This is a genomic window from Microaerobacter geothermalis (assembly GCF_021608135.1).
GTDB classification, from domain to species: Bacteria; Bacillota; Bacilli; order DSM-22679; family DSM-22679; genus Microaerobacter; species Microaerobacter geothermalis.
The window spans coordinates 1-21,304 of the sequence record NZ_JAKIHL010000013.1 but is presented as its reverse complement, the minus strand read 5'-3'; the positions used below and the strand labels follow the sequence as shown (position 1 = coordinate 21,304).

The window sequence follows — 21,304 nt, the reverse complement described above, 5'->3', positions numbered from 1 at the left end:
ATGGTGCAGCTAACATTAAAAAAGGTAAAGGATGATCATCGGATTACCCTTTATATGTCAGGGGAAATAGATGCTTTTACTTCAACACAATTAAAAGAAGGCCTGGAATCCTGTTATCAGGAGAAAGCAACACACGTCATTTTAGACTTCGGAGATGTTCACTATATGGATAGTACAGGCTTGGGAGTCCTAATTGGTGCGTTAAAGCATACTAAACAACATGGGATTCGATTCCAATTAATCAACTTAAATGCCAGGCTGAAGCGGCTTTTCTCTATCACCGGTTTAACGGAGGTTATGGAAATTAAAGATGAGGGAGAGCAAGGTAATGGGTAAGTCGTCAGATTTTGTAGAGTTAAAAATTCCTGCATTGCCAGAATATATTGCGGTTGTTCGGTTAATGATTTCTGGTATAGCGAGTAGAATGGGGTTTTCCTACGATGATATTGAAGATATAAAAATTGCTGTTGCAGAAGCCTGCACCAATGCAGTCAGTCATGCTTATGAAACAGAACGGGGAACCATTATTGTTGGGTGTGCCATAGATCAACTGAAGTTGGAAATCACTGTAATTGATCATGGAAAAAGCTTTGATTATGAGAAAGTGAAAGGATTGGTGGGGCCCATATCCCCGGATACAGCTATTGATCAGCTGAAAGAAGGCGGTCTGGGACTATTTCTGATACAGACCCTTATGGATGAAGTGGAAATTTTCCATGATACCGGGGTGATCGTCTTAATGAGAAAGTATCTCAGGAGGGATGAGGTGGAAGGTGATGTCTGTTCATTCGCAACCAGTCCCAGGCGGTAATGAACTGCATCAGCTGCTTGAGAATTACCATCGCCACCCCAGCCAAGAAATAAAAACCAGGATTGTCACCTATTATTCTGATTTGGTGGATAACATTGCCTTTCGATTCGCCTCAGGAAAAGAATTAAAAGAGGACCTATATCAAGTAGGGATGATTGGTCTCCTTTCGGCAATTGATAGATTTGACCCTTCTTTAGGGAAAAATTTTGAGAGCTTTGCCATTCCTACCATCATTGGAGAAATCAAAAGGCATATCCGAGATAAAACATGGAGTGTTCACGTTCCAAGAAGGATTAAAGAGTTAGGGCCCAAGATTAAAAGGGCAGTGGAGGATTTAACCACAGAGTTAGGACATTCCCCGCGTATAGAGGAGATTGCTTCTTATTTAAACCTGTCTGAAGAAGTGGTATTGGAAGCGATGGAGATGGGAAAAAGTTATCAAGCTCTATCTGTTGATAGTGCTATTGAAGCGGATGGTGAGGGCGGGACGATCACCCTTTTGGATTTAATTGGTCAAAAAGAAGAGGGATATGAAATCGTTGATAAGCAGTTGTTGCTGTCAAAAGCTTTTAAGGTTTTAACCCAACGGGAAAAGGAGATTATTTATCTTACTTTTTTTGAGAATTTAAGTCAAAAGCAGGCCGGTGATCGACTGGGGATATCTCAGATGCATGTATCACGTTTACAGAGAAGAGCTTTGGAAAAATTAAAATCAGCTATTAAAGTGAAATCATCGGAGTGAAGCCCCTATGATTATTGAGAAAAACTTAAGAGATTTGCAAATTGGCATTTACCAAAGGGCTAAAAACGGGAGACCCTGTTGTGGAGATAGTTTTTTGGCAGGAGAATATAATGAAAGAACCGTGATTGCCATTGCTGATGGTTTGGGAAGCGGGGAAATGGCCAGGAAAGCATCGGTATTGACGATTTCCCATTTAAGGAAGCATTGGGATGGTAAGCCGAAAGATATCTTGGGCCACTGTAATGAGAAGCTTAAGGGGACCAGGGGGGCGGTTTTAAGCATGGTCAGCATTGACCCTCAGAAAGAGGAACTCTCTTTTTGCGGAATTGGAAATGTTCAACTGATCATATTGAAAAATGATGCGCAGTGCATGCATGGCATTCCTTCACCCGGTTTTTTGGCAGGTCTCCCTGTTATGGGACGGGAAGATGTTTTTACCTTTGAGAGGGGAGATACTTTATTGATGTATTCTGATGGATTTGTTTTGCCCAGCCGTTGGAAAGAACTGGTCTGCTGTTTACATTCTGTATCCGAACTCATTTATGAACTGATCAAAAATATAAATGAAAAGGATGATCTGACTCTCATTGTTGCCCGATACACAATATGATAAAATAAACTGAATCATTAAAAAAGGAGTGCATGGAATGAGGAATGTAGCGATTAACAAGATGGTGCAGTATATTTTTACTGAAAATCAGTTGAGAAGCCACTGGGAGGAGGAAAATAAAGAAATTGACTTTGATTCCCTTACACCGGATCAACTGATGAAAATTGCTGTTTCCATGTTGTCTAATGCATCCTTGAGTGAGTTGGAGCATCACATACTTGGACATGGTTGGCGTACGGAAGACGAGATAGAAGGAAAGATGATTTCTGAGGATGATTCATATCATAATATGCATGTAGAGGTCATTGATACGGAACAGGAAGGCCCAGCGGCAACAATTGTCATTGATCGGATTTTACGTTTGAATTGTGTGGGATGTGATTTTTATTTTTATATAGATGACTTGGATTATGACGTCACCAAGCTAAAATGTCCCCATTGTGGGGGTTCTGTCTCACCGGGAAAAACAAAGCGGATTGTAAAGAAGAAACATCAATAAGTACTGTCAAAGGGCAGTACTTTTCTATGATATAAATGGAGGCGGGTATATGAACCAGGAAACGCAATTGGCCGGTTGGATTGGCGAGGAGCTTAACCAGCCCCAAAATAAGGTACAGGCAGTTATACAATTGTTAGATGAAGGAAATACCATTCCATTTATTGCACGTTATCGAAAAGAAATGACCGGGGAAATGGATGAAACTGTCATTCGTCAAATCCAAGAACGGTTGAAATATCTCCGTTCTTTGGAACAAAGAAAACAAGAGGTTATCAAAAGCATTGATGAACAGGGGAAATTAACAGAAGCACTGATCAAAAAAATTACAGAAGCAAAAAAGCTTCAGGAAGTGGAGGATATTTATCTTCCTTATAAGCCCAAGAGGAGAACAAGAGCAACCATTGCCAAAGAAAAGGGGCTGGAACCCCTTGCACAATGGTTAATTTCTCTTCCCCAGGAGGGTGTGCCATCAGAACAATTTCACCAATACATAAATGAAGAACTGGGGGTGACTTCAGCAGAGGATGCGGTCCAGGGGGCGTGTGATATTATTGCCGAATGGATATCCGAAAAAAGTGATTACCGCCAATGGATCAGAGAAGCTACCCACCATTATGGTAAAATTAAGGCAGAGAAGAAAAAAGAAGACTTGGACCCTGAAGGAATTTATGAGATGTACTACAGCTATGAAGAGCCTGTAAAGGATATCGTTCCCCATCGTATTCTGGCTATGAACAGGGGTGAAAGGGAAGGAGTTCTTCGGGTAACGATTCGAATAGATGAAGATCGTATCTTCAAGTATTTGACGAAACAGGTGATACGTAAGCCGACCATCGTGGCCGATTTGTTGACTGAAACCATTAAAGATGCTTACAAAAGATTGATTGCCCCAGCCATTGAAAGAGAGTTGCGCAATCAATTAACTGAAAAAGCGGAACATCAAGCGATTCTTGTATTTTCCGAAAACTTGAGGAATTTGCTCTTGCAACCACCGGTGCGGGGCAAGGTGGTTTTGGGTATTGATCCGGCATATCGGACAGGCTGTAAATTGGCTGTGGTTGATGAGATTGGGAAAGTATTACATATTGGGGTGATTTACCCCACACCCCCCCAGAACAAAAAGGAAGAGGCGGAAAAAGTCATTCTTCGGTTGATAAATACCTATGGAATACACATTATTGCCATTGGGAATGGTACCGCTTCCAGAGAAACAGAGCAATTTGTTGCTGATGTGATAAAAAAGGTAGAACAACCCATTCATTTTATCATTGTGAATGAAGCAGGGGCCAGTGTTTATTCAGCTTCAGAGCTAGCGAGGGAAGAGTTCCCGAATTTGGATGTTGCAGAAAGAAGTGCCATTTCTATCGCCCGGCGATTACAGGATCCCCTTTCAGAGTTAGTGAAGATTGATCCCAAATCTATTGGAGTTGGTCAATATCAGCATGATGTGACGCAATCCAAACTTTCACACAGTCTAACTCAGGTGGTGGAATCGGCTGTAAATTTGGTGGGAGTGGATGTGAATACAGCCTCTGTTGCCCTTTTGCAATACATATCCGGTTTAAATAAATCAGTCGCTCAACAGATTGTTATCTATCGTGAAGAGATTGGTGGGTATAAAGATAGGAAAGATTTATTAAAGGTTCCCAGGTTAGGTCCGAAAACCTATGAACAAGCCATTGGCTTCCTTCGTATCATTGGAGGAAATCATCCGCTGGATGCAACGTCCGTTCATCCTGAATCTTATGATGTCGTTCAACGCTTATTCCAATACATGGATTTGTCTTATGATCAAATGGGAACGGAAGAGTTAAAGAAAAAGTGTTCACAAATTGATGTTCAGGAAATGGCAGATCGACTGAAAGTGGGTACTCCGACATTACGTGATATTTTGGACAGTCTGCAGAGACCTGGACGCGACCCCAGGGATGATTTGCCGAAGCCTCTTCTTTTGTCAGATGTATTGAAATTGGAGGATTTATACATTGGTATGAAACTGGAAGGAACCGTGAGAAATGTTGTGGATTTTGGGGCTTTTGTGGACATCGGTTTAAAAAATGATGGTCTTGTTCATATTTCCCAATTAAGTCGTCAGTTTGTCCGTCATCCAATGGATGCAGTATCCGTAGGAGAGATTGTGACAGTTTGGGTAAAGGAAATTGATACAAAAAGGGGAAGAGTAGGTCTAACTATGATTCCGCCAAAGGAACAATAAAAATAACTGGATTAGAATCTTATATCTCAATGGGAAGAGAGGAGGAAATAAAAATGAGTGAGGACTTGGAGGTAAAAGAATTTGCTCATTTAGATAATGAAAATCCAGAGAATCATGTTGAAAAAGGGAAAAAGAGAAAGAAAGGTAAGGATGGCAAAAAAGCAAAAAAAAAGAACCAAGATAATATGGAGAATAGGAAAACTGAAAGAAGTATTGGAGCGAAAATCATTTTATCATTTCTCCTTTCCACCATTGTTTTAGCCGGGGGATTAGGCGGTATATTAATTCCCTATGCCTCCAAAACCATTACGGAAAATATTGGCATACAATCAGAAGTCGTTGCTTTAAGCACTGTTCAAAATGTTCGGATGTTTATCAATGGAACGATGGAGGGATTGAAGGTCCTTTCCAGTTCCCTTAAAACGGTTAGGGCTGACGATGATAACACCATCCGTTCAATCTTCTTGGAAATGGGCAACAAGACGGAGCGTTTTAAAGAACTCTCGTATGTGGATATGAGCGGACAGGAAATTGTTAAAACAGGACTATTTTCAAGCCAAATGACAAATTTAAAGGATGTTCCGATATTTAAAGAAACCCTGGAGAAGGGCTATTATATTAGTCCGATTCAATATAATGATAAATTCACCAACATGTTTTATTTTGATATTGCCTATCTAGTTACTGACGTTTTTAAAGAACCCAAAGGTATCATTGTCGCCCGGATTAATATGAAATACCTGTGGGAAGGTATGCGGGGGAAAACGGCAGATAGCGAAACAAAGATTTGGATGTTAAATGATCAAAGCATCCTTGTAGCCCATGATAATTATGAAGAAGTAGAGAAGCAGTGGCTGGATAAACAGGGCAATAAATTGCCTGATGGACAGCTGAATAGAACCATGCTTAACCATGAGGCGGTTCAGTACTTGGTTAAAATGAAAGAAGCCATGAAGAATGACCTGGGAAAAGATATAATTCACACCAATGTGAATAGTTATAAGGACCATAATGGAATACAAGAGGAAACAGCATATGCCCATGATGCTCTGTACAACTGGACCATTTTTGTGGAGACTCCGGTTGATATTGCTTTAAAACCAGTAAGAAATATGCAGGTCATCGCTTTGACGGTTGTACTCATTGGAGCAATAATCACCTCCCTAATTGGGTTATATTTAGCCCGCATCATTGGGAATCCAATGAAACAATTGATTGCCGTGATGAAAAAGGTAGGCGAGGGAGATTTAACTCAAAAAACAGGAATTAAGAGAAAAGATGAAATTGGTCAATTAGCTGAAGCATTTGATCAAATGATTTTGCAATTGAATCAAATTGCGGTGGATGTAACCACTGTTTCCGATAAAACCAGAGATGGAGCCTCCCACTTATCTGTCATTGCCAAAGAAGTGTCAAGCAGCTCAGAGCAAGTGGCTTTAACCATTGAAGAAATTGCTAAGGGATCTGAGCGGCAGGCGCAGATGAGCCAAAAAACAGATGAGGGAATTCAAATGCTTCAGGAGTTAGTCACGGTGATTACCTCAAAGTCCAAAGAGGTGGCTAGCAATGCGGAGTTGACACAAAAAACCATTCAACAAAGCGATGTTGCTTTCGAGCGTCTGGTTTCAGGTATCCGGAATTTGTCGGAAAGTGCCATTACTTCAGCAAACCATGTAAAGAATTTGGAAAGCCATACCGAGGAAATTGTCTCCATTATTGAGACTTCCAATGAAATTGCCAAGAGAACTAATTTATTGGCATTAAACGCAGCCATTGAGGCGGCCCGTGCAGGAGAACATGGAAAAGGTTTTGCGGTGGTAGCCAACGAGGTTCGGCAATTAGCCGAACAAAGTTCAGCTGCTTCAAAGCAAATTGAGGAGATTATACAAAGGGTAAGAGAAGCCATCCAAATAGTTGTAAGTCAGATGGAAGAAAGTATTATGACTGCCAAAAGGGAAAATGACGCAGCAGAGACATCAAGGGAAGCTCTTAAGGCGATCGAGGAACATATGAATACAGTGATCGCGTCTGTCGAGGAGATTGAACAGGTAGTAGAGAAGCAAAGAACGACAACAGGGGAAATTGCAGAGCAATCGAGAGAAACTGCAGTTGTTGCCGCTGAAACATCAGCAGGAGCCGAAGAAGTGGCTGCTTCTTCTGAACAGTCATTAGCCATGATGCAGCAAGTGGTGGCCAATGTAGATACTATTTTGTCAATGGCAGAGGACCTGAAGAAATTGGTAAGCCGGTTTAAAGTATAGGATATCATGAGAAAACAATAAACTGCCGGTCATAATGACCGGCTTTGTTTTTGGTAGTAGAGAAACCAACATTCATTCAAAATTTTTATTTGTCTTGAATCTTTTCCGATGAAGGCTCGCCTCAGTTGCTTTCTTAACCAAGTAGGCATCAAAGGCTATCCCTCCCTTTCCGCAATTTACTCTATGATATGAGGGGAAAGGTAAATGGGTTCCAATTATGTAATAAAGGGTGAAGGAAATGACCAATGAAGATCTTCAGGCATGGGTAGAAGACATTTCGCTAAAGTACTTTGGAAAGACGTTCGATCATAGGGTCTATTTCAACCAGAGGCTGAGGAGTACTGGGGGAAGATATTTATTACATTCACATCATATTGAGGTGAATCCAAAACATTTGGACATGTACGGTTTAATGGAGCTGGAAGGAATTATTAAGCACGAACTATGCCATTATCACCTTCACCTTTCAGGCAAAGGTTATCGTCATAAAGACAAAGATTTTAAGGAATTGCTTCAACAAGTCGGTGGAAGCAGATATTGTAAACCGATAGGGAAGAAACAAAGAGAACCTTATCGATATATTGTCATATGCAAAGATTGCAAAGCAGAATATAAGCGAAAGAGAAAAATGAATGTAGATCAGTATGTTTGTGGAAAATGCAAAGGTAAATTGGTTCAAAGATCAATCCATCCCCAAAATGGCTCTTGACTTTAATGAGGGTTTTATGATATTTTTTAAAAGTCGCGTGAAATTAAGAAGTGGGTCAAGCAAATGGCAAAAAAGAAATTGTTGCTTACCCAAAAATGACCATTGAAACTAAGGTAAATTTTATGTTAGAATATGAAATGTTCTCGATTGTTCCGCAGTAGCTCAATGGTGGAGCACCCGGCTGTTAACCGGTAGGTTGCAGGTTCGAGTCCTGCCTGCGGAGCCAATATGGAGAGATACCCAAGAGGCCGAAGGGGACGGTTTGCTAAACCGTTAGGGGGCGCAAGTCCCGCGAGGGTTCGAATCCCTCTCTCTCCGCCATTATAGATCCTGTGGCCCGTTGGTCAAGTGGTTAAGACACCGCCCTTTCACGGCGGTAACAGGGGTTCGAATCCCCTACGGGTCACCACTTTCATTAAAATCTTCCGAGTAGGTTTCATAAACTATGGACGGTTAGCTCAGCTGGGAGAGCACCTGCCTTACAAGCAGGGGGTCGGCGGTTCGATCCCGTCACCGTCCACCATTTATTCCAAATTCTATGGAGCTGTGGTGTAGTTGGCCTAACATGCCTGCCTGTCACGCAGGAGATCGCGGGTTCGAATCCCGTCAGCTCCGCCATTTCAATGATGCGGATTCTCACCCAAGGGTTCCCCCGCAACGGGGAGTGAAACTAGGAGGAAGCGGGACTAGCTAGCGCGTCGGAATCCCGTCAGCTCCGCCATCTATGAAATCCTTCGTGTCCCTTTTATTTTTTTCATCACACACCCATTAAGGTGGTGCGAAGTAGTGATGTGAGCCATTAGCTCAGTTGGTAGAGCACCTGACTTTTAATCAGGGTGTCGAAGGTTCGAGTCCTTCATGGCTCACCATTTTTATTACCTCATCTTTTTGTTCCTTATAAAAATTAAATAGGTATTAAATTATGCGGTCGTGGTGGAACTGGCAGACACGCTATCTTGAGGGGGTAGTGGCCCTTGGCCGTGCGAGTTCGAGTCTCGCCGACCGCACCATACATAACAATCTGAGAGCCCTTGAAACACAAGGGTTTTTTGTTTTTTCTGGATATAGTTAAGAATGAATAGCTGAGAGTTTTAGTGTCCTCCACATTTTCACCATAAATATCGGTTATACTGGAACGATAATCTGAATTAGCCAATGTTGAGAATGATTGTGACGTTTTGATGGAAAAAGTCGGGTCAGAAGGAGGAGAAAGAATGCAGTACTATTTACGAGAAGTAGGTCGTGGAAAAAAAGGGGCAAAGGATTTAACCTTGCAGCAAGCTGAAGATGCTGCTGTTAAAATTTTGACGGGGGAAGCTACGGAAGCTCAGGTTGGTGCATTTTTATTGGCGGAGCGGATGAAGTTGGAAAGCATTGATGAAATATTGGGATTTATTCGCGTTTTTCGTAAAAATGCTATTACGATCCCTTTAGACATCCCCTTTCATTTAGACTGTTCCGGTCCTTACGATGGACGGGGGAAATCACTGGCTGTGACCATACCTGCAGCTTTGTTGTGTGCGGCTGCGGGGCTGCCAGTAGTTTTGCACGGGGCAGCATCCTTACCGCCGAAATACGGTGTGGTATTGCCCGATATTTTAGAAGAACTAGGTATAAATATCAATAAAAATATGGAAGATGTCAAAAAAGATGTGAGGCAATTAGGTATTGCCTATATTCAAACCGAGAATTTTGTGAAACCGTTGCACGATTTGCGAAAAATTCGAAAAGAGCTTGGTGTTCGTACGCTGCTTAATACGGTTGAAAAACTTATCAATTTAACACATGCACCTGCATGTATCGTTGGTGTATTTCATAATACTGCAATAGAAAAAACGATAGGGCTCCTTCAGCTACTCGGGTACAAAAAAGGAATGGTTGTGCAGGGCATCGACGGTTCAGAAGATATACCGACCAGCCGCCCATCATCCATCTCACTGTTTGATGGTGAAAAAGTTGAAAAAATGATCATCGAGCCCGCTGAATGGGGATTGGATCACGTAATGCCTACCGGAATGATTCCTGCATCGATTCAAGCCCAAATAATACAGTCGATTCTCCTCGGTGAAGAAAGTCCAATGCGAAACATGGTGATTTTAAATACTGGATTACGCCTATGGTTTGGTGAACAGGCAAACAATTTAACTTCAGCGATGAAAATGGCCGAAGAACTGCTCGATTCGAAAGTAGGTTGGTATAAGTTGAAGCAGTGGAAAGGCGAGCAATGACAGGGACGGAAATAAATAACTTAGGACAGAGGAAATATTTGGTATTGAGGGACTTGGTATTTACGCATTTTTTGGGGTTTGACAGACAAGGCCATTTTGCTTTATAATTCGATTTGTGCCGTTGCCGCACATATATATTTTTAACATCGCGTGCCCTTAGCTCAGCTGGATAGAGCGTCTGACTACGAATCAGAAGGTCGGGAGTTCGAATCTCTCAGGGCACGCCAGCTTCATTGAGAGACCGATGAGAGATGAGAACGGTGGAGTTCGTCGGAGACACGACAAGCTAGGAGTAAAGCGACGAAGCGAGTCGATGTCGGAGTCGCGACGAAGGAGCGTATCTCTCAGGGCACGCCAGCTTCATTGAGAGACCGATGAGAGATGAAAATTTACCATTACGTAAATTAAAGCGCCAAAGGGCGCTTTTTTCAATACATTTTTCCAACTTCCTTTAGTTCATCAATTGCCACAGTTTTTTGATCCTCTGGATTGTCCTCTGTGTGTACCCTTGCGGTTTTGCTTAATTCATCAATCGAATCAATCCAAACAGGTACTCCCTCAAATTTAACATTAAATTTTTCATTTGATTCCAGAATCTCTTTGGCGCGGGAAACGTTCATAGGAAAGCCTCCTTTCTCATTGGATAAAACTAAGGCTTACACCCATTACCCAAGGACTTGGCATAAGCAAGTTTTTCTATTATCAATTTTTTGCATTCTTTTATGAATTATTCAAAGGATTTACAGATCAATAAGGTTGCTGATGGCCAAAATTGAATAAACACCACGTGAGTTCATTGATAAATAAAATTATTTATTTATAATTAAAATATTCAAAATAAAAATATTTTTTGTTTTGTCCACGAAATACAAACAAATTTTAAAATAATGTTCCCTATGAATGTACTATTGTATTTTAGATATAAACATCCATAATCTTTTGTAGTAAGATGGGATGTGAAAAAAGTAAACAAATGGAGGAACCAAATGAATAAAGAACATAGTCATTTACAGGAGCAAGTGGACGAAGCGGTAGGCAATAAGAAAATCAAATCCTTGTCTTTCTATATGGGGGCATGGGGAGCTACGATTCCAATGTTATTTTTCGTAGTCTGGGCCATCACGATTAGTTTGTTAAACATATCTAGTGAGCCGGCCTTAATCATGGGGGCATTAATCGGACTGGCTTTAGGGATGTTTTTTAGTAAATCCAAATGGTCTGACTATGCCCAGGGAATTTTTGACGGAATGGCCCAACCCGTTGGAATTGTGGCGATTGTTGCCTGGTTTTGGGCGGGTATGTTTGCTCAAATATTGAAAACTGGTGGTCTCGTTGAAGGATTGGTTTGGATTGGATCGGTAACAGGACTGACTGGAGCCATGTTTGTTGGACTTACATTCGTTCTTGCCTCTGTTTTTTCTTCCGCCGTTGGAACCGGATATGGAACTGTTGTCGCGTTTTCAACTCTCATGTATCCGGCCGGGGTGATTATGGGTGCAGATCCGGTTGTTCTTTTTGCGGCTATTCTTTCAGGCGCGGCCTTTGGTGATAATTATGCGCCCGTTTCGGATACAACGATTGTATCCGCTGTTACTCAGGATGCAGATATCCCGGGAGTGGTAAGGTCACGTTTTAAATATGCTATCATAGCTGCGGTTCCTGCACTTATTCTTTTTCTGATTTTTGGCGGCGGCGGACAGGATATTGGATTGTCTCAAGCTGAAGCAAACCAAATTATGGCTCAATCTGCGAGTCCTGATGGCCTTATTTTGTTAATTCCATTTATTCTTGTCATCTACCTTGCATTACGAGGAAAACATTTGATTACCACCCTTACCTGGGGGATATTGTCCGCTATTGTCCTGATGGTGCTTGTCGGATTGGCTGATTTAAGGGACTTTATCTATTTTGAAGAAGGCCAGATTAAAGGTCCGTTGGTAGATGGATTTATGGGATACATGAATATGGCCATCTTGATTCTCCTGATTATGGCTGCTTCCCATCTAATGGCCCTTGGAGGAACGATGAATTCCTTAAAACAGGTATTTTTTCGCTGGATCAAAGGGGTCGTTCGTCGGGCTGAGCTTACCATTTGGAGCATTGTTTCTGTTCTCAATGTATTTATCACGATCAATACTGCCGCAGAGATTGCAGCTGCACCATTTGTCAAGGAAATTGGGAAGCAATACGATATTCACCCATACCGGAGAGCCAACATGTTAGATGCTATTTCTTCAGCTCTCGGGTATATCTTCCCGTGGAGTGCGGCATTGCTGTTAGGATGGTCCACCATTGGCCAGCTTCAAGAAACCTCCTATTCATGGTTGCCCGTGGTGATGCCAACAGAAGCATTCCCCTATGTATTCCATGGTTGGTTCCTGGTTCTGGTGATGCTGATTGCCGCCCTGACAGGATGGGGACTTCGTTTTACAGGCAAAAACGGTGAAGAAATAAAACCAGAAGAAAAAAAGATAGAAAATAATGATAAATAAACAAAAATGATTCAAACAAAAAATAAAGAAAAAGGGAAAAAATAAAAAGCGGCGATTCTTTCTAAAGATGGAAAAGAGTGCCGCTTTTTCACGTTGACATTTGATATTGTTGTATTCGGAGCATATAATGGAATGGAAAATTAATTGGAACAGGTGAAATGGATGGAAGCGAAATGGACGAGTTTAGCCTGATTAAAAGGTTAACTTCAAGGGGAAAAAGTGATCCCCAGGTAAAAGTGGGAATTGGGGATGATGCTGCGGTGGTTTCTATTCACCCTCGGCATGATTTGATTCTCTGCTGTGATGGGATGTCAGAACACATACACTTTCAAAGGGATACCATGCTTCCGCGGGAAATCGGATACAAGGCTTTGGCCTCCAATCTTAGTGATATTGCTGCCATGGGAGGAATCCCTAAATTTGCATTAGTCACTTTGTCTGTGCCTCCAGCATGGTCCACGAAGGAGCTGGAAGAAATATATGAGGGAATATTTGATTTGGCTCAAGCATTTAAGATATCAGTTATAGGAGGAGATACGATTCGAACCACGAAGGATTTACATCTGTCCGTCACTGTGGCAGGTGAAGTGGAAAAGGATAAATATCTTCTTCGTTCTACTGCAAGACCAGGAGATAAATTATTCATAACTGGATATCTGGGTGAATCTGCCGCCGGATTGCACTATCTTTTGGCCCACGGAAGAAAAAATGTCGGAATCGATGACAAATACTATCCATTAGTCAAGGCACACACTCAGCCGTTTCCTCAACTGATCGCAGGACGAATTTTACAACAAACCGGGATTCATGCGCTAAATGACATCAGTGACGGTTTGGCCAGCGAATCTTGGGAAATCGCTGAATCCAGCGGAGTGTCTCTGATCCTTTATGAAGATCAAATCCCTATATCCCCCTTGCTTGAGACGTATGGCAAAACGTATGGAATATCTCCCTTGGACTGTATTCTTTACGGCGGAGAGGATTATCAGCTGGTGGGCACATTTCCTTCTTGCTTGGAGAAAATTCTTGTGAATCAGTTTCAGCAAGCGGGATTTGACCTGTTCATTGTAGGGGAAGTAAAGGAAGGACCTATGAAGGTCGTTTTAATAGATAGGAATGGAAATGAAAACATGATTGAAAAAAGAGGGTATAATCATTTTTCAGAATGAAGGAGAAAAGTATGAATAAGGAGTATCGGGTTCTTGTACATTCACCTGAGGAAACAAAGGGTTTGGCGGAGAGGTTGGCATCCTATCTGCAGTCTGGGGATGTCATCACCCTTGAAGGGGATTTGGGAGCAGGGAAAACCTGTTTTACCCAAGGTATTGCTAGGGGGTTGGACATAAAAGATGTGGTGAACAGTCCAACCTTCACCTTAATTAAAGAATACCAGGGGAAACTTCCTCTATACCATATGGATGTGTATCGTCTGGAAAATACCCTTGATGATTTAGGATTTGATGAATATTTTTATGGGGATGGGGTTTCTGTCATAGAATGGGCTTCATTTATTGAAGATCTGGTTCCTCAAGAAAGGTTGGAGGTTTCCATTCGGCATTTAGGAGAAAATATGAGGAAAATTATTTTCACACCAAAGGGTGAACGATATATTCAACTTCTTAAGGAGTTGTTGCAAGATGAAAATATTAGCCATTGATACATCAAATGTACCATTAGGAGTTGCCATTACAGAGGGCGAAAAAATTTTAGGAGAAACGATTATTAATACAAAGAGAAACCATAGCGTTCAGTTGATGCCAACCGTCCAACGGTTGATGGAGGATGTCTCCGTGACTCCGAAGGAATTGGGGGCCATTGCCGTTGCCCAAGGTCCAGGATCTTACACCGGGGTAAGGATCGGAGTTACCACAGCCAAAATGATGGCTTGGGCATTGGAAATCCCGCTTATTGGGATTTCCAGTTTGGAAATTCTGTGCCATAATGTTCCCATGTTTTCGGGATATATCGTTCCTATATTTGATGCCCGAAGAGGAAAAGTATACACAGGATTGTATCAAAATGATTCTATGGGAAACATCCATTTGGTAAAGCAAGATCGGATTATTCTTTTATCTGATTGGTTGGATGAATTACATGATTTGGAAGGCCCTGTTGTTTTTCTGGGGTTGGATCTTCCTCTTCATAAAAATCTGATCCAGCAAAAAATGAATCACAGGGCTATTTTTTTATCTTCTTTTTACTCCGTTCCCAGACCCTCCGTGTTAGGAAAATTGGCCTATAGTAAAGGGGGAGATCAGGGGGAAGATGTTTATCAATTTGCTCCCAGGTACCTGCAATTGGCAGAGGTAGAAATGAAATGGATGGAAAGACAAGGGTGAAGGGATAACAGGTGATGGAGGAAGTAAAGTTTAGGAAAATGGTGCTGTCAGACTTGCCGCGAATTATGGAGATTGAATCCTTGTCTTTTACTGTGCCGTGGACTAAGGAAGCGTTTATCAATGAGTTGACAAACAATCAGTTTGCCCATTATGGCGTTGCCATCGTGGGAGACCAGATTGTTGGTTATTGCGGCATGTGGATCATTATTGATGAGGCCCATATTACAAATATTGCCATTCACCCAAATATGAGGGGGAAAGGAATTGGAAAAGAGTTATTAAAACAAATGATTCTTTTAGCAGATATGTTGGGGGCAACCAAAATGACCCTTGAAGTTAGGACTTCCAATAGGATTGCTCAGCATTTATACCATAGTTTGGGGTTTGAGAAAAAGGGGATAAGGCCAAAATATTATTCAGATAATCAAGAAGATGCTATCATCATGTGGGTCAATTTTGATGAAGTGAATAATGAAAGGTTGGAATAAGAACGGTGTATATATTAGGAATTGAAACCAGTTGTGATGAAACGTCTGCCGCCGTTGTAAAAAATGGTGATACCGTATGCTCCAATGTGATTTCTTCCCAGGTGGATATACATACCCGTTATGGAGGGGTCGTGCCGGAAGTGGCCTCCCGAAAACATGTGGAAGGAGTCACTTATATTGTTGAACAAGCTTTAAAAAAAGCCAGGATTTCCCTTGAAGAGCTTTCTGCCATTGCGGTCACCTATGGTCCTGGTCTGGTTGGATCCCTATTGATTGGTGTTGCTGCAGCCAAGGCATTAAGCTTTGCCAAGGGGATTCCTCTCATACAAGTTCATCATATTGCTGGACATATTTATGCTAACCAATTGGTTTCTCCCCTTAAGTTCCCTTTATTGGCTCTGGTTGTATCAGGAGGGCATACGGAACTGGTTTATATGGAGGATGACGGGAAATTTCAAATTTTAGGACAAACTAGGGATGATGCAGTAGGTGAAGCTTATGATAAGGTGGCGCGAGCCATCAAGCTTCCTTATCCAGGGGGGCCTCATATTGACCGATTGGCTCAGGAGGGGGAGCCATCCCTTGCTTTGCCAAGGGCTTGGCTGGAGCCGGACTCTTACGACTTTAGCTTTAGCGGGCTAAAATCTGCGGTAATAAATACCCTCCATAATGCAAATCAGAGGGGAGAAGATGTCCCAAGGGAAGTGATGGCTGCCAGTTTCCAACAGGCAGTAGTAGAAGTATTAGTAGAAAAAACGGCAAGGGCTGTAAGGCAGTATCAAGTAAAACAGGTGGTATTGGCAGGGGGAGTTGCTGCAAACAAAGGATTACGTCAGGCATTGACTGACCGAATGAAAAAAGAGAAGGTTGAATTTTTAGTTCCCCCCCTTTCCTTATGTACTGATAATGCGGCGATGATCGCGGCTGCAGCCTTTACTAAATACAAGAAAGGGAAATTTGCTTCACTAGACTTAAATGCCCGTCCTGTTATTTCTTTGGAAGAAGAAAGTGTTTAGGTCCATTCATCTATAGAAGTGCAACTAAAGATTCACACGTCCGCTAGTCGAGTTTGTGCAAGAGTGATTCAGGTCCGTTTCAAGTCTAAAGAACGGAGCTCTCAAAAACATCTGGGTATTTCAAAGGTGGAGTCAGTTTGAGGGCTAATGCCCGTTCTTTAGACTTTTTCGCTGAGTACAAACTCGAAGGCTGTCCTTAGTGAATTCATTAGTTCCGTCCATATAGATTGGAAAGTAGATACCTTTTTTTCTTTGTCTATTGTGGATATTATCTAGATAAGATGTGGATAACTATTTATCTATGTCCACATGGTTTGGGGATAAATGAGGAGCTGACTTGTGAATAATGTGAATAAGTACAGTAAAAACGGGGAATATCACCCTTTTGTTGTGGATAAAAATGTTGATAATGTGGATATACAGGGGATCAATGATGAAAAAACTGTGGATAACCATTATAGCTTTCCTTTTTCTTATGAGTATTCCTTTTGAAGGATTGACAGAAAATCATCATGGACAGGGAAATCATCAACAGGGAAAAAAGTTGATTTTAATAACTGTTGATGGATTTTCATTTTTGGAGCTGCAACAGATGACTGAATGGCCTGGCATGTCAGAGCTGCTAAAGTCAGGTTTGATCGGAGGCATGAGTCTAAGGACAAGTGGCGGAAAAACAGAGATCAACAGTTATATGACCATTGGTACAGGGGTTTTGGCCGTTGGCTCAGATTCGGGCATGAAAAATGAGGAAGGTAGCGAAGGGATTTATCCACAGCGGACAGGAATTCATCCAAAAACTGAGGAAGTAGTAGTTCCTGATATTTTTCGCTTGTCATACAACAATGGGGCAAAACCTTATTCTGCTGTTCCTGGATTGTTGGGAGAACAGTTAAAACAGAAAGGCATCCATCGGGCAGCCTTTGGAAACGCTGATAGAGGTGAAGAAATCATTCGATTGGCCCCGTTGATTTCGATGGATCTGGAAGGGAGAACCCCTGAAGGACAAATCGGAAAAGGGGTATTATTATCAGCTCCAACCCGTCCATTTGGAGTAAAAACTAACTATCCATTGATACTGGAAAAAATCCGACAGATGGAGGGATCCGCATTTATTGTTGTGGAATTGGGAGATTTTGATCGTTTGTTTCAGTGGAAAAATGAAATGGAGCCAGGCCGATTTGAGCAATTGAAACAAAAGTCCCTGAAAGAAATGGATCAGTTTATTTTTCAACTACTCAGCCAACTATCCAAGCAAGATGCGGTTTTGTTTTTGTCACCATTGATGAATAAGGATGCCCAGAATAGGGGATATGAATTGGCTCCTGTCATTTGGTATCAACAGAATGGGGCGAAAATCGGAAATCCGAGTTCTGTTTCCATGACATCCTTGACCACCAAGAGAGATGGAGTGATAGCTAGCATGGATATTGCCCCAACGGTACTCACATTTTTTTCTTTGACCGTTCCCGAAAATATGGTAGGGACACCGTTGATGACTGGACATTTGACAGGAGGGAAGTTTTGGGGAGAAATAGAAAGGATCAAAGAGGTCTATATACAGAGACCGGATATTTTATACAGCTATGTAACCTATCAGGTGATTCTGTTAGTAACGGCTATTCTTGCCTTCTTTTTTATGAAAAATAGGGATGGTTTGTCCTTTGTGAAAAAAATCACGTTAACGATTTTACTCACTCCATTCATGATGTTGCTTCTTCCTGCCCTTCCGTTTTCCTTGGGAAAATGGGGGACATTATTTCTGCTTTTATTGGTGGGGTTGATTCTTAGTTGGCTGATTTCCATTCTTCCTATTCCTCCTATGCTAGCATTGTTGGGATTATCCAACTGGGTATTGGTTTTGTATGACGGATGGAATGGGGCTGATTGGATGAAGCGCTCCTTTATGGGATATGATCCGATTATAGGTGCCCGTTATTATGGAATAGGAAATGAATATATGGGGGTTGTGATCGGAAGTGTCATTCTTTCTGTATCAGCCCTGGTTGAATGGAAACCGAAGTGGAAGAAATGGCTAAGATATTCAGCTCCTCTTTTATTCCTTTTGTGGATATTTTATTTTGCTTATCCTGGCTTAGGAACCAATGCCGGCGGGGCTTTGTCGGCCACCGTTACCTTTACCATTTTTATGATTTTCTTTTTCTTTCCCAATTGGAGTAAAAAACAGATTGGGGTAGGTCTCTTCATGATTTTTGCCATTGGATTGTTGTCTTTGCTTGTGATGAATGTGGTGGTTGATCCTTCAGAACAAACTCATATTGGAAGAGCAGCCTCCAATCTGTTGAAAGGGGATTGGACAGAAATTAGCCAACTGATAAAAAGGAAAGTTGAGATGAATTTGAAATTACTCAGAGTTTCATCCTGGAGCAAGGTATTTATCGTTTCATTACTTATCTCGTTATTATTTGTTTGTCGAAAAAGTCGGTTTATGGAATGGTTAAATCAGGATTATCCCTTTATTTGGAAGGGTTCGGTCGTGATCCTCACGGGGGCTGTTTCAGCCCTTATCTTAAATGATTCAGGAATTGTTGCGGCAGCTACTTCCATTATCTTTGCAGCAGTACCCATTCTCTATGTAAATTTGGAGAGGAGAATAAAGGGACTCCATGAGTAGACCCTTTTTCACCCTTTATTCAGTTCAGATAGCAGGTTATCCCATTCTAAATATAGCTCATCCAGTGATTTTTTGAGAATGTGTAACTGCTCATTTTTTTCAATGGACAGCTGGTGATTCTGGTAGACCTCGGGAGAACAGAGATCCTCCTCCAATTTGCTGATTTGCTGTTCATGGATTTCTATCTCTTTTTCCACTTCCTCCAATCGCCGCTCCTTTTTGCGCCGGTCCTTTTTCAATTTTTTTTGCAATTCAAAATCGGTTTCATCTACCTTCGATTGTGGTTCTGCTGAGGAAAGGTTTTCTTCTAGTAGATCTGATTTCTTTTGGATATAATCATCATAATTGCCTAAGTAGCTTGTGGCTTGATTGGAAGATAGTTCAATGACGCGGGTGGCCATTTTGTTTAAGAAATATCGGTCATGGGAGACAAACAGAATGGTTCCAGGATAATCCTGAAGAGCCTCTTCCAAGGCCTCCTTACTGTAGATATCCAAATGATTGGTGGGCTCGTCCAATAGAAGGAAATTAGCCTCCTTGAGCATGAGGATAGATAATGACAATCGGGCTTTTTCTCCTCCGCTTAATTCTGCTACTTTTTTTTCCACTTCATCTCCACGAAACAAAAATCTGCCCAACACATTTCGAACATCGGTTAAGTTAAGGTGGGGGTAAAGATCCCACAATTGGTTTAACACGGTTTTTTCCGGGTCCAATTCATTTTGTTCCTGATCGTAATAGCCAACCATTACATTGGCACCCAATCGAATGTCCCCATTCCAGGGCTTTATTTGTCCGGTTACCGATTTCAGGAGAGTAGACTTGCCTATTCCGTTGGGACCAACGAGGGCGATTCTTTCTTCCCGAAAAACGGAAAAGGAAATATCTTCTAATATGGGCTCTGCTTCATAACCTAGACGGAGACGGTTGACATGAAGAACTTCATAACCGCTTCTCTTCTTTATTTGAAAATTAATGGAAACCGTAGGTTGACGGGTGGTTGGTTTGTCTACAGGTTCCATTTTCTCAAGCATTTTTCTTCTGCTTTGGGCACGCTTGGTGGTGGAAGCCCTCGCCAAATTCTTTTGTATAAACTGTTTCATCTCTTCCACTTTTTGCTGATGCATTTCATAGGACTTTATTTTTTGGGCCAAATTGGCTTCCTTTTGATTGATAAACTGGGTATAGTTCCCCTTGTAGCGGGTAATTTTGGTTTGCTGAATTTCGTAGATGATCGTCACCAGCCGGTCCAAGAAATAACGATCGTGGGATACCACCAAAATAGCTCCAGGATAATTTTGCAAATATTGTTCCAGCCAGGACAAAGTTTCGATATCCAAATAGTTAGTGGGCTCATCCAGAATAAGGAGGTCCGGCTCGGTTAAGAGAAGTTTCCCCAGGGCCAGCCTTGTTTTCTGTCCACCGCTTAGCGAAGTAATTCGTGTCGTATGTGGGTCATAGTCGGAAAAACCTAAGCCGGATAAGATTCCCCGTACTTTTGCTTCAAAAGCATAACCCCCGTCTTCTTTAAATTTTTCAGAACGCATGGCATATTGTTCTAATAGGGCGCGGTATTCTTCTTCTCTTTGGAGAATGGCTGGGTCTGACATCTGTTTCTCCATTTGACGAAGTGCTTTCTCCTCTTCAAGGAAATGGGAAAAAACCGTTAACAATTCATCCCACATGGTGGCTTGGGAATCCAATCCACTGTTTTGTGCCAAGTAACCAAAGGTGGTTCCTTTTCCCCAAATGATTTCCCCTTGGTCCGGTTGAAGCTGACCGACAATGCATCTTAAAAGAGTTGATTTACCAGCGCCATTAGGGCCAACAAGGCCTATCCGCTGACCTGCTTGTATTTCTAAGTTAATCTGGGATAAAACGGGATCTGCAATATATGATTTTGTCATATCTTTTATTTGTAATACAATCATAATAGTCACCTGCTATTTTAAAGTCACCTGAGATTTTTTGTCTCTAAATTAAAGGAACTAAACTTACATGACCCGCAGGGTCACAAATTCGCATGAAAATAATTCCATCCAGTAGTTACCTAGTTACTGTATCATCGTTATCTTTCCATACCTAGTTACTGTATCATCGTTATCTTTCCATAATTGAAATTGAACAGGGGAATGGGTAAGTCGTAAATCTTTATGGTGGTAGCAATATCAGACCCCGCGAACTAAACGGACAGCATCGATCATTGAGCACAAATTCCTGTTGCTGCGAGCACGAATATCAAATTACTGTTTGTCTCTGATC

19 protein-coding genes and 8 tRNA genes are annotated in these 21,304 nt (G+C 41.7%); 24 read left to right on the top strand and 3 right to left on the bottom strand.

Annotated elements, in window-relative coordinates; translation table 11 throughout:
- The 7 genes from L1765_RS07135 to L1765_RS07105 are packed head-to-tail and all read left to right on the top strand — an operon-like array spanning position 1 to position 7,138.
- On the top strand, positions 1-336 hold the full coding sequence (locus L1765_RS07135; RefSeq protein WP_236405978.1) for an STAS domain-containing protein: 336 nt from the start codon (positions 1-3) through the stop codon (positions 334-336).
- A complete protein-coding gene (rsbW, locus tag L1765_RS07130; protein WP_236405977.1) occupies positions 329-811 on the top strand; it encodes an anti-sigma B factor RsbW in 483 nt (160 codons plus the stop codon). Before L1765_RS07135 ends, rsbW begins: the two co-directional genes overlap by 8 nt.
- On the top strand, positions 777-1,553 hold the full coding sequence (sigB, locus tag L1765_RS07125) for an RNA polymerase sigma factor SigB (RefSeq protein ID WP_236405976.1): 777 nt from the start codon (positions 777-779) through the stop codon (positions 1,551-1,553). The genes rsbW and sigB overlap by 35 nt, the downstream gene beginning before the upstream one ends.
- A gap of 7 nt (positions 1,554-1,560) precedes the next feature.
- Positions 1,561-2,163, top strand: coding sequence for a PP2C family serine/threonine-protein phosphatase (locus L1765_RS07120; protein ID WP_236405975.1), 603 nt, complete (start codon positions 1,561-1,563; stop codon positions 2,161-2,163).
- 37 nt (positions 2,164-2,200) lie between these two features.
- Positions 2,201-2,662 (top strand): hypothetical protein, encoded by a 462-nt coding sequence (locus L1765_RS07115; RefSeq protein WP_236405974.1) that lies wholly within the window; start codon positions 2,201-2,203, stop codon positions 2,660-2,662.
- Positions 2,663-2,711: 49 nt separating this feature from the next.
- Positions 2,712-4,877 carry a Tex family protein gene (locus L1765_RS07110; protein ID WP_236405973.1) on the top strand — a complete coding sequence of 722 codons (2,166 nt, stop codon included), beginning with the start codon at positions 2,712-2,714 and terminating at the stop codon, positions 4,875-4,877.
- Positions 4,878-4,930: 53 nt separating this feature from the next.
- Positions 4,931-7,138: a methyl-accepting chemotaxis protein gene (locus L1765_RS07105; RefSeq protein WP_236405972.1), complete on the top strand. Its 2,208-nt coding sequence runs from the start codon at positions 4,931-4,933 to the stop codon at positions 7,136-7,138.
- A 29-nt stretch (positions 7,139-7,167) separates the two neighbouring features.
- On the opposite strand, the gene cmpA is transcribed toward L1765_RS07105, so the two are convergent.
- Positions 7,168-7,287, bottom strand: coding sequence for a cortex morphogenetic protein CmpA (gene cmpA / locus L1765_RS07100; protein ID WP_236406033.1), 120 nt, complete (start codon positions 7,285-7,287; stop codon positions 7,168-7,170).
- Positions 7,288-7,376: 89 nt separating this feature from the next.
- On the opposite strand from cmpA, the gene L1765_RS07095 reads away from it, so the two are divergent.
- The 10 genes from L1765_RS07095 (at position 7,377) to L1765_RS07050 (ending at position 10,302) form a co-directional block, all read left to right on the top strand.
- Positions 7,377-7,847, top strand: coding sequence for a SprT family protein (locus tag L1765_RS07095; protein WP_236405971.1), 471 nt, complete (start codon positions 7,377-7,379; stop codon positions 7,845-7,847).
- A gap of 151 nt (positions 7,848-7,998) precedes the next feature.
- Positions 7,999-8,073, top strand: a tRNA-Asn gene (locus L1765_RS07090).
- Between the two features lie 4 nt (positions 8,074-8,077).
- Positions 8,078-8,168, top strand: a tRNA-Ser gene (locus tag L1765_RS07085).
- 13 nt (positions 8,169-8,181) lie between these two features.
- Positions 8,182-8,256 (top strand) — tRNA-Glu (locus tag L1765_RS07080).
- A gap of 38 nt (positions 8,257-8,294) precedes the next feature.
- A tRNA-Val gene (locus L1765_RS07075) sits at positions 8,295-8,370 on the top strand.
- 17 nt (positions 8,371-8,387) lie between these two features.
- Positions 8,388-8,465 (top strand) — tRNA-Asp (locus L1765_RS07070).
- A 175-nt stretch (positions 8,466-8,640) separates the two neighbouring features.
- Positions 8,641-8,716, top strand: a tRNA-Lys gene (locus tag L1765_RS07065).
- A 55-nt stretch (positions 8,717-8,771) separates the two neighbouring features.
- Positions 8,772-8,857: transfer RNA gene (locus L1765_RS07060), tRNA-Leu, on the top strand.
- A gap of 204 nt (positions 8,858-9,061) precedes the next feature.
- A complete protein-coding gene (locus L1765_RS07055) occupies positions 9,062-10,075 on the top strand; it encodes an anthranilate phosphoribosyltransferase (RefSeq protein WP_236405970.1) in 1,014 nt (337 codons plus the stop codon).
- A 150-nt stretch (positions 10,076-10,225) separates the two neighbouring features.
- A tRNA-Arg gene (locus L1765_RS07050) sits at positions 10,226-10,302 on the top strand.
- Between the two features lie 201 nt (positions 10,303-10,503).
- On the opposite strand, the gene L1765_RS07045 is transcribed toward L1765_RS07050, so the two are convergent.
- Positions 10,504-10,695: an H-type small acid-soluble spore protein gene (locus L1765_RS07045; protein ID WP_236405969.1), complete on the bottom strand. Its 192-nt coding sequence runs from the start codon at positions 10,693-10,695 to the stop codon at positions 10,504-10,506.
- A gap of 366 nt (positions 10,696-11,061) precedes the next feature.
- Here L1765_RS07045 and L1765_RS07040 point away from each other — a divergent pair, with 366 nt between their 5' ends.
- The 7 genes from L1765_RS07040 to L1765_RS07010 all read left to right on the top strand — a co-directional run bounded on the left by L1765_RS07040 (position 11,062) and on the right by L1765_RS07010 (position 19,042).
- Positions 11,062-12,567, top strand: coding sequence for a Na+/H+ antiporter NhaC family protein (locus tag L1765_RS07040; RefSeq protein WP_236405968.1), 1,506 nt, complete (start codon positions 11,062-11,064; stop codon positions 12,565-12,567).
- A 173-nt stretch (positions 12,568-12,740) separates the two neighbouring features.
- A complete protein-coding gene (gene thiL, locus L1765_RS07035) occupies positions 12,741-13,736 on the top strand; it encodes a thiamine-phosphate kinase (protein ID WP_236405967.1) in 996 nt (331 codons plus the stop codon).
- A gap of 11 nt (positions 13,737-13,747) precedes the next feature.
- On the top strand, positions 13,748-14,224 hold the full coding sequence (gene tsaE, locus L1765_RS07030) for a tRNA (adenosine(37)-N6)-threonylcarbamoyltransferase complex ATPase subunit type 1 TsaE (protein ID WP_236406032.1): 477 nt from the start codon (positions 13,748-13,750) through the stop codon (positions 14,222-14,224).
- Complete coding sequence (gene tsaB, locus L1765_RS07025; protein WP_236405965.1) at positions 14,205-14,906, top strand: tRNA (adenosine(37)-N6)-threonylcarbamoyltransferase complex dimerization subunit type 1 TsaB; 702 nt, start codon at positions 14,205-14,207, stop codon at positions 14,904-14,906. The genes tsaE and tsaB overlap by 20 nt, the downstream gene beginning before the upstream one ends.
- Positions 14,907-14,920: 14 nt before the next feature.
- Positions 14,921-15,394 (top strand): ribosomal protein S18-alanine N-acetyltransferase, encoded by a 474-nt coding sequence (rimI, locus tag L1765_RS07020; RefSeq protein WP_236405964.1) that lies wholly within the window; start codon positions 14,921-14,923, stop codon positions 15,392-15,394.
- The gene (gene tsaD, locus L1765_RS07015) at positions 15,391-16,410 is read left to right on the top strand and encodes a tRNA (adenosine(37)-N6)-threonylcarbamoyltransferase complex transferase subunit TsaD (protein WP_407942219.1); all 1,020 of its coding nucleotides are present in this window, start codon (positions 15,391-15,393) and stop codon (positions 16,408-16,410) included. The genes rimI and tsaD overlap by 4 nt, the downstream gene beginning before the upstream one ends.
- A gap of 433 nt (positions 16,411-16,843) precedes the next feature.
- Entirely contained in the window at positions 16,844-19,042 is a 2,199-nt protein-coding gene (locus L1765_RS07010) for a hypothetical protein (RefSeq protein WP_236405961.1), read from the top strand.
- Between the two features lie 8 nt (positions 19,043-19,050).
- On the opposite strand, the gene L1765_RS07005 is transcribed toward L1765_RS07010, so the two are convergent.
- Positions 19,051-20,973: an ABC-F family ATP-binding cassette domain-containing protein gene (locus L1765_RS07005; RefSeq protein WP_236405960.1), complete on the bottom strand. Its 1,923-nt coding sequence runs from the start codon at positions 20,971-20,973 to the stop codon at positions 19,051-19,053.
- Positions 20,974-21,304: the final 331 nt, after the last annotated feature.